We start from the raw sequence: 13,534 nt of genomic DNA, 5'->3' as shown, positions 1-13,534 counted from the left end.
TCGTGGCAGACAACGACAGCAACCTGGCCCCGGGACGTCTCGTCCTCCTCCACAGCACCCACCGCGTCGCGGCCGGACTGCTGTCCTGGCCGGCCTGGGAGGCCCTGCGCGGGGCCTCCCAGGTCCTGGCCGGCGACCCGACCCACCCGCAACTGCCGTATGTGCGGCAGGCGGGCGTCGAGGTCGGGATCGTGGACGTGGAGCCCTACGTCCTGGGCCGGACCCTGGTCCAGGCCGCCGTCCCCGGCACCCACGTGGTCTGGATCACCGGGGCGGACGGCGACCCGGGGCTGACCGACTCGCTCGCCCGGCTCGCGGTCGAGGGCGGACCCGACCCGCTGGACCACCCGATGCCGGAGATCGAGACCCTGCCCGGCTCCTACGACCTGCCCGGCGCGCGGCTGCTCGACCTGGTCGCGGTGATGGACCGGCTGCGCTCGCCCGGCGGCTGCCCCTGGGACGCCGCACAGACGCCCCAGTCACTGGTCAAGTACCTGGTCGAGGAGGCGTTCGAGCTGGTCGAGGCGATCGAGGAGGGCGACCGCGAGGCGGTTCTCGAAGAGCTGGGGGACGTTCTGCTCCAGGTCTTCTTCCATGCCCGGATCGCCGAGGAGGACCCGGTCGCGCCGTTCGACATCGACGATGTCGCGGGCGGCATCGTCGAGAAGCTGACCTACCGCCACCCCCATGTCTTCGGCGGCGCCGGCGCTCCCACGGCCGAGCATGTCGAGGCCAACTGGGAGCAGTTGAAGGCGGTGGAGAAGCAGCGCGACTCCGCCGTGGACGGCGTCCCGCTGGCCCAGCCGGCGCTGGCGCTGGCGGCCAAGCTGCACTCCCGGGCGACCAGGGCGGGCGTCGCCCCGGTCCTGCCCGAGGCCGGTCCGGACGACCTCGGCGGGCAGCTGCTGGAGCTGGTCTTCCGGGCGCAGCAGCGCGGCCTCGACCCGGAGGCGGAGCTCCGCGCCGCCGCCCGCCGCTACCGCGACGCGGTCCGGCAGGCTGAGGCGAGCGGCCGGGCGGGCTGATGGAACTGCAGCTCGACCATCCCTGGCCCGGCACCGAGGCGGAGGCGCTGGCGCTGCAGCAGCGGCTCCGCCCGCTGGTCCGCCCCGGCGGACCGGCCCTCGGCCCGGTCCGCACCCTGGCCGGCCTCGACGTCGCGTACGGCGGCAGCCACGGCGCCGCCGCCGACCGGGTGGCCGCCGCCGTGGTGGTCCTGGACGCCGACACGCTGGCGGTGGTCGACCGGGCCACGGCCGTCGGTACCGCCGGATTCCCGTACGTTCCGGGCCTGTTCGCCTTCCGTGAGCTGCCGATCCTGGCCGAGGCGCTGGCCAGGATCGGCACCGTCCCGGACGTCCTGCTCTGCGACGGCCAGGGCCTGGCCCATCCGCGCCGCTTCGGCCTGGCCTGCCATCTCGGCCTGCTCACCGGCCTGCCGACCCTGGGCGTCGCCAAGACCCCGCTGCTCGGCAGCTGGGACGAGCCGGGACCGGCCAGGGGCGACTGCGCCGACGTCCGGCACGAGGGGGAACTGGTCGCCCGGGTGCTGCGGACCCAGGCCGGCGTCAAGCCGGTGACCGTCTCCACCGGCCACCTGGTCACCCTGGACGACGCCTGCGAGCTGACCCTGCGGGCGGCGCCCCGCTACCGCCTCCCGGAGACCACCCGCCTCGCCGACCGGCTCTGCCGCGACGTCCTGGCGGCGGCGGACCGAGGCGGCGCCCCGCGCCGCTCTTGCCCCACCGGTCGGGCGCGTGATGCGATCGGGGGATGACCGCCACCGCAGACACCCCTCCCCGCTGGGGCCTCACCTTCCCGCTCGACGGGATCCCGCTCGCGGACCAGCGCCGGCTGGTCGAGGCGCTGCCCGACCTGGGGTTCACCGACCTCTGGTCGATGGAGACGGCGGGCGCCGACGCCTTCACGCCGCTCGCCCTGGCCTCCGTCTGGGCGCCCCAACTGCAGCTCGGGACGGCCATCGTGCCGGTCCACACCCGGGGCCCGGCGCTGCTCGCGATGCAGGCCGCCGCGCTCGCCGAGGCCGCGCCGGGGCGCTTCACCCTCGGCGTCGGCGCGTCCTCGCCGGTCATCGTCAAGGACTGGAACGCGGTCCCGCACGAGCAGCCGTTCCAGCGCAGCCGCGACGTGGTGCGCTTCCTCAAGGCGGCCTTCACCGGCCAGGTCGTGGACGAGCAGTACGAGACCTTCGCGGTGCGCCGGTTCCGGCTGGAGCGCGTCCCCGCGCCCACCCCGCCGGTGCTGCTGGCGGCGCTGCGTCCGGGGATGCTGCGGCTGGCCGCGCGCGAGGCCGACGGGACGATCCTCAACTGGCTCTCCGCCGAGGACGTGACCACCGCCGTGGACGAGTTCCGCGCGGCCGGCGGGACCGGCAAGGAGGTCGCCGCCCGGATCTTCGTCTGCCCCACCACCGACGCCGCCCACGCCCGGGCGCTGGGCCGGCGGCTGATCGCCGGATACCTCACCGTCCCCGCCTACGCGGCCTTCCACCGCTGGCTGGGCCGCGAGGAGTCGCTGAAGCCGATGTGGGACGCCTGGGCGGCGGGGGACCGCAAGGGCGCGGCGGCGTCCGTGCCGGACGAGGTGGTGGACGCGCTGATCGTCCACGGCGCCCCGGAGCAGGTCCATGAGCGGATCCGCCGCTACGCCGCCAACGGGGTCACCGTGCCGGTGCCGGCCATCCTGCCGACCCCGCAGATGCTGGACACCACGGCGGACGCCCGCGAGCGCCGCCAGGCGGTCGCGGCGGCGGTGCTGGCGGTCAGTCCGGGCGACTGAGGGCTCCCGGCGGTCGGTCCCCGACCCGACCGCCGACCCGACCGCCGACCCGGCCTCAGCTCAGGTTCAGCGGGCGCTGGAGCTTGGACTCCAGCTGGTCGACCGCGTGGCGCACCCCGGACAGCCAGCCGTCGCGGTCGGCCGCCCGGCCCTGCTCGTACGCGGCGACCTCCGGGTGCGGCAGGATCAGGAACCGCTCGTCGGCCAGCCCCTGCACCACCGACTCGGCGACCTGCTCGGGCGTCAGGATCTCGCCGAACGCGCTGAGCACGGCGCGGACGGACTCGTTCTCGGTCAGCGCGGTGCTCACGCCCTGCGGGCAGAGGGCGCTGACCTTGATGCCCTGGTTGCCGTAGGTCACCGCCAGCCACTCGGCGAAGGCCACGGCCGCATGCTTGGTCGCCGTGTAGGCCGCGTCACCGGGCATCTGCAGCAGGCCGGCGGCGGAGGCGGTGTGCAGCAGGTAGCCCCGGCCGCGCTTCAGCATCCCCGGCAGCACCGCACGCGCCGCGTACACGTGCGCCATCACATTGACGTCCCAGCAGGACTGCCAGACCTCGTTGGGCGCCTCGATGCCGGCGCCCGAACCTATGCCGGCGTTGCTGCAGAACAGGTCCACCGGGCCGAGGTGCTTCTCGGCGGTCTCGACCAGCGCGCGGACGTCGGTCTCGCGCGTCACGTCGCTGCCCACACCGACGGTGTGACAACCCTCACGGTCCAGTTCGAGCGCCAGGTCCTCGACCCGCCCCGCGTCGAGGTCCGCCAGCAGCAGCCCGCGCGCGCCATCGGCGGCGAACCGCCGCGCCAGCGCAGCCCCGATGCCGCCTGCCGCGCCGGTGATGACCACGACCGAGCCGTGAATCTGCATGTCCACTCCTCCCGACGGGCCACCGCACAGGCCCGTGCACTGCCGGTGATCGTAGGCATCCGGCCGCCACCGCAACAGTGCCCGGCCGAGATGCAAACCAACCTCCGGTTAACGTCAAGGAGTGCACAAACCGTCACCGAGTCCCGATGTGAACCCCGTCACCCCCGCCGCTCCCGCGCCGGAGCTCTTCACCTGGGAGTTCGCCACCGACCCCTACCCGGCGTACGCCTGGCTGCGCGAGCACGCCCCGGTGCACCGGGCGACGCTTCCCAGCGGGGTCGAGGCGTGGCTGGTCACCCGCTACGGCGACGCCCGGCTGGCACTGGCCGACGCCAGGCTGAGCAAGAACCCGGTGCACCACAGCGGCGAGGGCCACCGCTCCGGCCGGGTCGGCATCCCGGGGGAGCGCAAGGCCGACCTGATGACGCATCTGCTCAACATCGACCCGCCCGACCACACCCGGCTGCGCCGGCTGGTGTCCAAGGCGTTCACCCCGCGCCGCGTCGCGGTGTTCGAGCCCCGGGTGCGCGAGCTCACCGACCGGCTGATCGACGGCTTCGCGGAGCAGGGCGCAGCCGACCTGATCCACGACTTCGCCTTCCCGCTCCCCATCTACGCCATCTGCGACCTGCTCGGCGTCCCGGCCGAGGACCAGGACGACTTCCGCGACTGGGCCGGGATGATGATCCGACACGGAGGCGGCCCGCGCGGGGGCGTGGGCCGGGCGGTGAAGAAGATGCGCGGCTATCTCGCCGAACTGATCCACCGTAAGCGGGCCGATCTCGGCGACGACCTGATCTCGGACCTGATCCGGGCGAGCGACCACGGTGAGCACCTCACCGAGAACGAGGCCGCCGCCATGGCTTTCATCCTACTATTCGCTGGCTTTGAAACCACGATCAACCTGATCGGCAACGGCCTCTACGCACTGCTCACCCATCCCGAGCAGCGGGCCCTGCTGCAGGCCTCCCTCGACCGGGGCGAGACCGCGCTGCTGGCCACCGCCGTCGAGGAACTGCTGCGCTACGACGGCCCGGTGGAGCTGGCGACCTGGCGCTTCGCCACCAGCCCGATCACCCTCGGCGGGCAGCGGATCGCCGTCGGCGACCCGGTCCTGGTGGTTCTCGCCGCCGCCGACCGCGACCCGGACCGCTTCGACCAGCCGGACCTGCTGGACCTCGCCCGCCGGGACAACCCGCACCTGGGCTTCGGCCTCGGCATCCACTACTGCATCGGCGCCCCGCTGGCCCGGCTGGAGGCCCAGTACGCCCTGGCCGCGCTGCTCCGCCGGCTGCCCGACCTCGGCCTCGCCGCCGACCCGGCCGACCTCCGCTGGCGCGGCGGCCTGATCATGCGCGGCCTGCGCCAACTCCCGGTCACTTTCACCCCGGAGACCGCCACCCCGAAGGACCCGACCCCGCCGGACCCGACCTCGCTCCAGGTGTGATCCTTCCCTCGTTTCGAAGATCGCCATTCGGGCGCCACCAGGGGGTTCCGCTACTCGGGAGGCTGTGCGGCGCCCCTGGGCGGGTTGTGGTTTCCGGGGACTTCTGCCTACCCTCCCGGCACATGTCCGGCCACACGGACACCGCCGAGCGGGACGCCGAGTCCTGTCCAGCCGCGAGGCGGACCACGAACTTCCAGATCGGGCAGGAGCGGGGGACCCAGGTAAGTCGCCGCAGCAGCCCACGTGCTGCGGCTAGGGGTGAAGGCGCGTCAGCGCCCGGGCTACCTCACGGCCCGAACCCGACAGCTCACCTCGCAGGCGTCGGAGAGGGAACCTGCCATGCTCTTTTCCGGTACCGGCCTGCACCGCAAGCCCCGTCCCAGCACCAGCAAGCGCCTCGTCGCCACCGGCGTCATAGCCGGGTCCGGCGTGGTGCTCCCGCTGATCGGCGCCACCGCCGCCTCGGCCGCCTCCGTCTCCACCTGGGACGCCGTCGCCCAGTGCGAGAGCAGCGGCAACTGGTCCATCAACACCGGCAACGGCTACTACGGCGGGCTCCAGTTCTCCGCCTCCACCTGGAGCGCCTACGGCGGCCAGCAGTACGCGTCCACCGCCAACCAGGCCACCCAGGGCCAGCAGATCGCCGTCGCGGAGAAGGTGCTCGCCTCGCAGGGCCCCGGCGCCTGGCCGGTCTGCGGCCCCCAGGCCGGGCTGACCCAGGGCGGCGCCCCCGCCGACGTCAGCACCGGTTCCGGCAGCGGCTCGTCCAGCCACAGCTCGTCCAGCCACAGCTCGTCCAGCCACAAGAGCACCGGCAGCAGCAGCCACAGCAGCGGCCGCCACGCCGGCGCGGTCTCCGGCTCGGCCGCGCTGCAGTCGTCGAGCAGCAGCTCCACCACCCACCACAGCACCACCACCCACACCACCGCGAGCAGCGACAGCAGCACCGCCTCGCGGGCGCGCCACGCCGCCGGTTCCGGCAACTACACCGTCGCCGCCGGCGACACCCTCTCCGGCATCGCCGCCTCGCACCACCTCGGCGGCGGCTGGGCGGAGCTCTACCAGGAGAACCGCTCGACCGTCGGCGGCAACCCGAACCTGATCTTCCCGGGCGAGCGGCTGAACGTCGGCTGACGAACCGTTGACGGTCCCCTGCTCACCGGATGACACCTCGGGTACACCCGCCGAGGTGAACTACCGGTGAGTAGGGGCTCCGCCTGGTGAGACGCCGGAGAGGTCCGGGTGGCCCGGGACCCGAGGGCGGCTAGGCTCAGGGGGAAGCCTTCCCCAGTAATCCCCACCAAGGAGATGCCTGTGCCGTCCATCGACGTCGTCGTAGCCCGGGAGATCCTCGACTCGCGAGGCAACCCCACGGTAGAGGTCGAGGTCGGCCTCGACGACGGCAGCACCGGGCGTGCCGCCGTCCCGTCCGGCGCCTCGACCGGCGCCTTCGAGGCCCTGGAACTGCGTGACGGTGACTCTGCCCGCTACGGCGGCAAGGGCGTCGAGAAGGCCGTCCTCGCGGTCATCGAGCAGATCGGCCCGGAGCTCATCGGCTACGACGCCACCGAGCAGCGGCTGATCGACCAGGCCATGCTGGACCTGGACGCCACCCCCGACAAGTCCTCGCTGGGCGCCAACGCGATCCTGGGCGTCTCCCTCGCCGTGGCGCACGCCGCCGCCGAGGCCAGCGACCTGCCGCTGTTCCGCTACCTGGGCGGCCCCAACGCCCACGTGCTGCCGGTCCCGATGATGAACATCCTCAACGGCGGCTCGCACGCGGACTCCAATGTCGACATCCAGGAGTTCATGATCGCTCCGATCGGCGCGGAGTCCTTCTCCGAGGCACTGCGCTGGGGCGTCGAGGTCTACCACCAGCTCAAGGCGGTGCTCAAGCAGCGCGGCCTGTCCACCGGCCTGGGCGACGAGGGCGGCTTCGCGCCGAACCTGGACTCCAACCGCGCCGCGCTGGACCTCATCGTCGAGGCCATCACCGAGGCCGGCTACGTCCCCGGCCGCGACATCGCGCTCGCGCTGGACGTCGCCGCGTCCGAGTTCTACAAGGACGGCAAGTACGAGTTCGAGGGCAAGTCCCGCTCGGCCGCCGAGATGACCGAGTACTACGAGGAGCTCGTCGCCTCCTACCCGCTGGTCTCCATCGAGGACCCGCTGTTCGAGGACGACTGGTCCGGCTGGAAGGTCCTCACCGGCCGCCTCGGCGACAAGGTGCAGATCGTCGGCGACGACCTGTTCGTCACCAACCCGACCCGCCTCGCCCGCGGCATCAAGGAGGGCGCGGCCAACTCCCTCCTGGTCAAGGTCAACCAGATCGGCTCGCTGACCGAGACCCTGGACGCGGTGGAGCTGGCGCAGCGCAACGGCTTCCGCTGCATGATGTCGCACCGCTCCGGCGAGACCGAGGACGTCACCATCGCCGACCTCGCCGTCGCCACCAACTGCGGCCAGATCAAGACCGGCGCCCCGGCCCGCTCCGAGCGCGTCGCCAAGTACAACCAGCTGCTGCGCATCGAGGAGATCCTCGACGACGCCGCCGAGTACGCCGGTCGCGGCGCCTTCCCGCGCTTCACCGCCTCGGCCTGACCGGCTGACCGGCCCGGCCCGGATCCCGTGCCCCGCCGTCCGCACCCTCTAGGGTGGACGGCGGGGCACGGGCGTCGAACGGGAGGGTGACAGGGTGAGCGCTAGGGAAGGCGCCGGCAGGTCCACGGGCAGCCGGAGGTCGCGCCTCACCGGGCGGGCCGCGGTGCTCGCCCTGGTGTTCTGTTCACTGATCGCGGTGCTCGCCTATCCGACCCGTCAGTTCATCGCCCAGCGGGCGCAGATCGCCCAGCAGCAGGTGGCGGCCCGGCAGGCGCAGCAGCAGGTGGACGAGCTGCGCCGGGAGAAGGACCGCTGGCAGGACCCGGCCTTCGTCGAGGCCCAGGCGCGCGAGCGGCTGCACTACGGCTTCCCCGGCGAGACGCCCTTCTCCGCCGTCGACCCCGATCCGAGCGCGAGCGCCGGAGCGAGTGGCCAGCCCCCGGTCCCGGCCTCGCTGCAACAGCCCTGGTACGACAATCTGTTCGAGTCGCTGAACACGGTCGACAACGCGCAGCACTGAAGCGCCCTAAGGAAAGCAACACAGCCATGACGCCCAACCCCTCCGCCCCCGGTGTGTCCGACGAGGACGTCGCCGCCATCGCCGCCCAGCTCGGCCGGGTGCCCCGCGGCCTGCGCGCCGTCGCCCACCGCTGCCCCTGCGGGCTGCCGGACGTCGTGGAGACCGCCCCGCGCCTGGAGGACGGCACGCCGTTCCCCACCCTGTACTACCTGACCTGCCCGCGCGCGGCCTCGGCCATCGGCACGCTGGAGGCCGACGGCCTGATGAAGGAGCAGACGGCCCGGCTGGCCGAGGATCCCGAGCTGGCCGCCGGCTACCTCCGCGCCCACGAGGACTACATCGCCAAGCGCGACGCCATCGAGGTGCTGGAGGGCTTCCCCAGTGCCGGCGGGATGCCGGACCGGGTGAAGTGCCTGCACGTCCTGGTGGGCCACTCGCTGGCGGCCGGGCCCGGGGTGAACCCGCTGGGCGACGAGGCGCTGGAGCGGCTGCCCGAGTGGTGGCGCAAGGGCCCCTGCGTCTGCGCGGGCGAGGACCCGGGCGAAGGCGCCGACACCGGCACCGACACTGCCGCCGGCACTGCCGCCGACCCGGCCGGGAAGGACGCCTCGTGAGCCTCTCCCGGGTCGCCGCGATCGACTGCGGCACCAACTCCATCCGGCTGCTCGTCGCCGACCTGGACCCCGACGCCGGCGAGCTGCACGAGCTGGACCGCCGGATGACCATCGTCCGGCTGGGCCAGGGCGTGGACCGCACCGGGCGGCTCGCCCCGGAGGCGCTGGAGCGCACCTTCGCCGCCTGCCGCGAGTACGCCTCGGTGATCGCGGCGCACGGGGCCACCCGGCTCCGCTTCGTGGCCACCAGCGCCTCCCGGGACGCCGAGAACCGGGAGGAGTTCACCGCCGGCGTGCGCGCGATCCTGGGGGTCGAGCCCGAGGTGGTCAGCGGCGACGAGGAGGCGGAGCTCTCCTTCACCGGTGCCACCAGGGAGCTGCTGGGCTCCACCGAGCTCAGGCCCCCTTACCTGGTCTTCGACCTCGGCGGCGGCTCCACCGAGTTCGTCCTGGGGACGGACCGGGTGGAGGCGGCGCGCTCGGTCGACATCGGCTGCGTGCGGATGACCGAGCGCCACGGCGAGGACACCCTCGCCATGCGCGCCGACATCAAGCGGGCGCTGGACCTGGCCGCCGAGACGGTGCCGCTGACCGGCGCCGCCACCCTGGTCGGCCTGGCCGGGACGGTGACCACGGTGGCCGCCATCGCGCTGGAGCTGCCGACCTACGACTGGGCGGCGATCCACCACTCCCGGATCCCGCTGGAGCGGGTCAGGGAGGTCACCACGATGCTGCTGGCGGCCTCGCACGAGGAGCGCGCGGCGATCCCGGTGATGCACCCCGGACGGGTCGACGTGATCGGCGCGGGGGCGCTGGTGCTGCTCGCCGTGATGGAGCGCACCGGGGCCGCTGAGCTGGTCGTCAGCGAGCACGACATCCTCGACGGGATCGCCTGGAGCGTCGTTGTGAGTCGCGCCTGAAAAAACTTCGTGAATTTCTTCACATGGGATTGGTCCTCCGGCTGTGACCCAACCGGGCGGTACGTCCGAATTGTGGGACCGAAGGCGCCCGGCGGGCCCGGGAAGCGCGTTCGAAGGCGGAGGGCCGCACTCGCACACACAATCGCAATACCTGCGGCGAGCTGCGGTTTCTCCGCCGGACCCCGGCCGCGGCCCCGTAGTTGGGGTCCGGGGTGGTTCGTGGGGCGCGAAGTGTAGCAGGTGGTGTCCAGGGGTATGTGACCAGGCCCACAATGAGCGCCGCGAGGGGTGCTGGATACTTTCGGATATGAGCACCACGGAGCGTCCTCGCATTCTCATCGTCGGCGGTGGATACGTCGGCATGTATGCCGCGATGCGCATCCTCAAGAAGATGCGCTACGGGGAGGCGACCGTCACGGTCGTCGACCCGCGGTCCTACATGACGTACCTGCCCTTCCTTCCCGAGGCGGCGGCCGGCAGTGTCGCGCCTCGCAACCTCGTCGCACCCCTGCGCAGCACCCTGAAGAACGCGGAGGTGTTGACGGGCCACGTCACCTCCGTGGACCAGGAGCGCAAGGTCGCGACCATCACCCCGGCCGCCGGCGACTCGTACGAGCTGCCCTTCGACTACCTCGTCGTCGCGCTCGGCTCGGTCTCCCGCACCTTCCCGATCCCCGGCCTCGCCGAGCACGGCATCGGCATCAAGTCGGTGGAGGAGGCCATCAGCCTCCGCAACCACGTGATCGCCCAGCTCGACAAGGCCGAGTCCACCACCGACGAGAAGGTGCGCAAGCAGGCGCTCACCTTCGTCTGCATCGGCGGCGGGTTCGCGGGCATCGAGACCATCGCGGAGCTGGAGGACATGGCCCGCGACGCCGCGAAGATCTACCACAACGTGAAGCGCGAGGACATGCGCTTCATCGTGGTGGAGGCGGCCAACCGCATCCTCCCCGAGATGGGCCCCGACCTCGGTCTGTGGACCAAGGAGAAGCTCGAAGAGCGCGGCATCGAGATCTACATCGAGACCTCGATGGACTCCTGCGTCGACAAGCACGTGGTGCTGAAGAACGGCATCGAGGTCGACGCCTCCACCATCATCTGGACCGCCGGCGTCAAGCCGAACCCGGCGCTGGTCAACTTCGGCCTGCCGCTCGGCCCGCGCGGCCACGTCGACACCGCCGCGACCCTCCAGGTCCAGGGCTTCGACAACGTCTGGGCCGCCGGCGACAACGCCCAGGTCCCGGACCTCGCGGTCGGCGAGGGCGCCTGGTGCGCCCCCAACGCCCAGCACGCGGTCCGCCAGGCCGTCGTCCTCGGCGACAACGTGATCTCCGGCATGCGGGGCTTCCCGCAGAAGGAGTACACCCACAAGAACCTCGGCGCCGTCGCCGGGCTGGGTCTCCACAAGGGTGTGGCGATCCTGTTCAACAAGTACAAGCTCAAGGGCCGTCCGGCCTGGTGGTTCCACCGCCTGTACCACGGCAGCCGCGTGCCGACCATGAACCGCAAGGTCCGGGTCTTCGCGGACTGGACGCTCGCGATGTTCCTCAAGCGCGAGACCGTCTCCCTGGTGGAGATGGAGCGTCCCCGTGAGACCTTCGTCGAGGCGGCGGCCCCCGCCCCGAAGCCGGTCCCGGTCGCCGAGAAGACCGGCGAGAAGGCCGCAGAGAAGGTCTCCGCCTAAGTAGCGCGGGGAGACCCCCAGCACGTCACACGCCCGGCAGCGTCGCCGGACCACACACGTGGTGCTCATACCGGCACCGCTGCCGTAAGTGCCCCGGCCAGAGTGATCTGGACCGGGGCACTGGCATGTCCGCAGCCGACCCGCAGCCGACCCGCGGTCGACCTGTCGTCGACCCCTCGCAGAGGGCCCGTCGCAATCGGTCGGTCGCAGTCGAATGGGGTGCGTGGCACGACCGCGGTTACTGCCCGTCAGAATATGACGCGAAGTAATCAAACTGAGCCGACGATGCGTCAGAGTGCAGTGAAATGAGACAACTTCCCTGCCAGTAAGGCAGTGGGCGGGGTGCCGGGCGGCTAGGCTCAGGGATGCGGAAGGGCCCGGATGGTGGAATTCGCAGACACGGCGAGCTTAAACCTCGCTGGCCGCCAGGCCGTGCCGGTTCAAATCCGGCTCCGGGCACTTGTGTTCGTGCTACTTTGACATGCGCGCGGCGGCACGACGCAGATCGTGCTCGTGCACGATGGCCTTGGCGTAGCCGTACGAGATCTCGTACGTGCTACGCAGCCAGTCGATCTTCTCCTCGCAGCGGTGCAGGCTCGGGCCGTCGTCGACGGCCTTGAGCCAGTCGCCGATCTCGCGGCCCGTCACGGCAGGGATCCGGGAGAGGAGATTCTGGTGGGTCTCGGCGGAGTACATGAGGGACACAGGGCGCCTCCAGGAGTGGTCGGCCGTTCAATCGACTGTGGCGCAGCAGTCACCGCTTGGCAACAGTCGGCGTCGGCACTTCCGTACCCGGTCCGCGACGGCTTCATCCCTTCCGTCCGGATACGCTCGGTCCATGCCTGAACCCATGCCCTTCCTTGCCGCGGCCGAGCGCCTGGCGGATCGTTTCCGTTCGATGCCGCAGAGCAGGCTCACCGCGCTGGCCCCCGAGGGACTGGCCCTGGCGCGCCGACTGGCCGGCTGGGCCCAGCAGTTGGAGGGTCTGGCGGTGCGGGAGCTGCCGGAGGTCGGGATCTTCGCGGTGGGCGACCAGATCGCCCTCGCCGCCCACGAACTGGCCGCCGCGGCGGCCGAGCGCCGCACCGCCGCCGGCGCGCCGTCGGCTCCGGGGGCGGACGACGAGGGCCTCGGCGAGGACGCGGCCGACACGGAGGTCGAGCAGGTCCTGGCCGAGGCCGGGGTGCTGGTGGCGGAGGTCGCTCAGAGGCTGGCGACCACCCGGTCGGCGAGGACGTAGGCGGTCTCCTCGCCGCCCAGGGCGAAGGTCAGCGCGTGCCCGCCCGGCAGTCGCGAGGAGCCCAGCAGCCGGACCCCGGTGCCGCCGGTCACGGCCTCCCGGATCCGGGCGCCGGTGGCCGGGTCGCCGGGGGCCACGCAGAGGGTGGTCTCGTCCTCGAAGACGTAGACGTCGAGCGTGCCCATCGGGCCGGGGCGGACGTCGCGCAGCTCGGTGCCGACGTCGACCAGCTCCATCAGCCGCAGGTCGGTCCACTCGGGGGTGGGCGTGGGCTGGGGGACGAAGCCGGGCAGCGACGGGTGGTGCGGCGCGGGGTGGTGCGGCGCGGGACGCTTGCCGTCGGTCTCGGAGATCAGGTCCTCCAGCGCGGTGCGCAGCGCGTCGGCGAACTCCGGGTCCATGGTGCCCTCGTCGTCGACGTAGCCGCGCGGGGCGGGCAGCAGCACCAGGTTCTCGTCCGGGAACAGGCCGCCAGCGTAGACGTCGTCCTCGGCGGCCCTGGTCTCCTGCTCGGCCCAGAACGCCCGGGCCTCCTCCAGCTCGCGCTGCCGGTCCTCGGCGAGGGCCGCGGTGACGGCCTCGCGGACGGCGCCGTCGAGGCGCCGGTCCAGGGCGTCGAGGCGGCGGGCATTGCGGAGAGAGCCGATCGCGGCGGCGGCGGTCACGACGGTCAGCAGGGAGACGAGCACGACGAGAACTACGGTCACGGGGCACCCCTAAGGGAGGGTCGAACTGGCGGTCAATCCCCAGCCTGCCCCAGTCCGGCTATTCCCGGGAGAGCGAAATATGAATCATTCCTGTGACATACGACATTTCGGACATGAAAATTCCGTGAAAAGCA

Annotated in this window: 14 protein-coding genes, 1 tRNA gene and 1 riboswitch; of the genes, 12 read left to right on the top strand and 3 right to left on the bottom strand. The window is 72.2% G+C overall.

The features are described from left to right. Positions 1-2: 2 nt before the first annotated feature. Genes BS75_RS16555 through BS75_RS16545 form a run of 3 tightly spaced genes read left to right on the top strand, consistent with a single transcriptional unit; the run spans position 3 to position 2,799 of the window. Positions 3-1,025 carry a MazG family protein gene (locus BS75_RS16555; protein WP_034088787.1) on the top strand — a complete coding sequence of 341 codons (1,023 nt, stop codon included), beginning with the start codon at positions 3-5 and terminating at the stop codon, positions 1,023-1,025. Next, positions 1,025-1,777, top strand: a complete 753-nt coding sequence (locus BS75_RS16550; RefSeq protein ID WP_042438895.1) for an endonuclease V — start codon at positions 1,025-1,027, stop codon at positions 1,775-1,777. Before BS75_RS16555 ends, BS75_RS16550 begins: the two co-directional genes overlap by 1 nt. After that, positions 1,774-2,799, top strand: a complete 1,026-nt coding sequence (locus BS75_RS16545; RefSeq protein WP_081982376.1) for an LLM class F420-dependent oxidoreductase — start codon at positions 1,774-1,776, stop codon at positions 2,797-2,799. Before BS75_RS16550 ends, BS75_RS16545 begins: the two co-directional genes overlap by 4 nt. A 55-nt stretch (positions 2,800-2,854) precedes the next feature. Here BS75_RS16545 and BS75_RS16540 read toward each other — a convergent pair whose 3' ends face one another. Next, positions 2,855-3,667 (bottom strand): SDR family oxidoreductase, encoded by an 813-nt coding sequence (locus tag BS75_RS16540; RefSeq protein ID WP_034088786.1) that lies wholly within the window; start codon positions 3,665-3,667, stop codon positions 2,855-2,857. A gap of 148 nt (positions 3,668-3,815) precedes the next feature. On the opposite strand from BS75_RS16540, the gene BS75_RS16535 reads away from it, so the two are divergent. The 8 genes from BS75_RS16535 to BS75_RS16500 all read left to right on the top strand — a co-directional run bounded on the left by BS75_RS16535 (position 3,816) and on the right by BS75_RS16500 (position 11,912). Then, positions 3,816-5,114, top strand: coding sequence for a cytochrome P450 family protein (locus tag BS75_RS16535; protein WP_152646015.1), 1,299 nt, complete (start codon positions 3,816-3,818; stop codon positions 5,112-5,114). Between the two features lie 181 nt (positions 5,115-5,295). Continuing rightward, positions 5,296-5,450, top strand: a riboswitch (cyclic di-AMP (ydaO/yuaA leader). 3 nt (positions 5,451-5,453) lie between these two features. Continuing rightward, positions 5,454-6,248 carry a LysM peptidoglycan-binding domain-containing protein gene (locus BS75_RS16530; RefSeq protein ID WP_034088785.1) on the top strand — a complete coding sequence of 265 codons (795 nt, stop codon included), beginning with the start codon at positions 5,454-5,456 and terminating at the stop codon, positions 6,246-6,248. Between the two features lie 180 nt (positions 6,249-6,428). Continuing rightward, complete coding sequence (gene eno, locus BS75_RS16525; RefSeq protein ID WP_034088784.1) at positions 6,429-7,715, top strand: phosphopyruvate hydratase; 1,287 nt, start codon at positions 6,429-6,431, stop codon at positions 7,713-7,715. Positions 7,716-7,809: 94 nt separating this feature from the next. After that, the gene (locus BS75_RS16520; RefSeq protein WP_042438890.1) at positions 7,810-8,235 is read left to right on the top strand and encodes an FtsB family cell division protein; all 426 of its coding nucleotides are present in this window, start codon (positions 7,810-7,812) and stop codon (positions 8,233-8,235) included. A gap of 26 nt (positions 8,236-8,261) precedes the next feature. Further along, positions 8,262-8,849 carry a DUF501 domain-containing protein gene (locus tag BS75_RS16515; RefSeq protein ID WP_042438888.1) on the top strand — a complete coding sequence of 196 codons (588 nt, stop codon included), beginning with the start codon at positions 8,262-8,264 and terminating at the stop codon, positions 8,847-8,849. Next, entirely contained in the window at positions 8,846-9,769 is a 924-nt protein-coding gene (locus BS75_RS16510; RefSeq protein ID WP_034088783.1) for a Ppx/GppA phosphatase family protein, read from the top strand. Before BS75_RS16515 ends, BS75_RS16510 begins: the two co-directional genes overlap by 4 nt. Before the next feature lie 307 nt (positions 9,770-10,076). Further along, complete coding sequence (locus BS75_RS16505; protein WP_034088782.1) at positions 10,077-11,453, top strand: NAD(P)/FAD-dependent oxidoreductase; 1,377 nt, start codon at positions 10,077-10,079, stop codon at positions 11,451-11,453. A gap of 375 nt (positions 11,454-11,828) precedes the next feature. Continuing rightward, positions 11,829-11,912 (top strand) — tRNA-Leu (locus BS75_RS16500). Between the two features lie 12 nt (positions 11,913-11,924). Here the strand turns inward: BS75_RS16500 and BS75_RS16495 are convergent. Next, positions 11,925-12,158 (bottom strand): DUF4287 domain-containing protein, encoded by a 234-nt coding sequence (locus BS75_RS16495; protein WP_034088781.1) that lies wholly within the window; start codon positions 12,156-12,158, stop codon positions 11,925-11,927. Positions 12,159-12,291: 133 nt separating this feature from the next. Between BS75_RS16495 and BS75_RS16490 the strand changes: the two genes are divergently transcribed. Beyond that, positions 12,292-12,693, top strand: coding sequence for a hypothetical protein (locus BS75_RS16490; protein WP_034088780.1), 402 nt, complete (start codon positions 12,292-12,294; stop codon positions 12,691-12,693). Here the strand turns inward: BS75_RS16490 and BS75_RS16485 are convergent. Then, entirely contained in the window at positions 12,657-13,400 is a 744-nt protein-coding gene (locus BS75_RS16485; RefSeq protein ID WP_081982375.1) for a hypothetical protein, read from the bottom strand. The genes BS75_RS16490 and BS75_RS16485 overlap by 37 nt on opposite strands. Positions 13,401-13,534 lie beyond the last annotated feature (134 nt).

This window comes from Streptacidiphilus albus JL83 (assembly GCF_000744705.1).
GTDB lineage: Bacteria > Actinomycetota > Actinomycetes > Streptomycetales > Streptomycetaceae > Streptacidiphilus > Streptacidiphilus albus.
The sequence above is the reverse complement of the archived record's forward strand: the minus strand, read 5'-3'. Positions and strand labels throughout refer to the sequence as shown.

What these genes read in the sequence shown, in the direction of transcription:
- BS75_RS16515 (WP_042438888.1), top strand. Translation starts at nt 8,262, where the DNA reads ATGACGCCCAACCCCTCCGCCCCCGGTGTGTCCGACGAGGACGTCGCC.
- BS75_RS16545 (WP_081982376.1), top strand. Translation starts at nt 1,774, where the DNA reads ATGACCGCCACCGCAGACACCCCTCCCCGCTGGGGCCTCACCTTCCCG.
- BS75_RS16505 (WP_034088782.1), top strand. Translation starts at nt 10,077, where the DNA reads ATGAGCACCACGGAGCGTCCTCGCATTCTCATCGTCGGCGGTGGATAC.
- BS75_RS16540 (WP_034088786.1), bottom strand. Translation starts at nt 3,667, where the DNA reads ATGCAGATTCACGGCTCGGTCGTGGTCATCACCGGCGCGGCAGGCGGC.
- BS75_RS16530 (WP_034088785.1), top strand. Translation starts at nt 5,454, where the DNA reads ATGCTCTTTTCCGGTACCGGCCTGCACCGCAAGCCCCGTCCCAGCACC.
- BS75_RS16490 (WP_034088780.1), top strand. Translation starts at nt 12,292, where the DNA reads ATGCCTGAACCCATGCCCTTCCTTGCCGCGGCCGAGCGCCTGGCGGAT.
- BS75_RS16550 (WP_042438895.1), top strand. Translation starts at nt 1,025, where the DNA reads ATGGAACTGCAGCTCGACCATCCCTGGCCCGGCACCGAGGCGGAGGCG.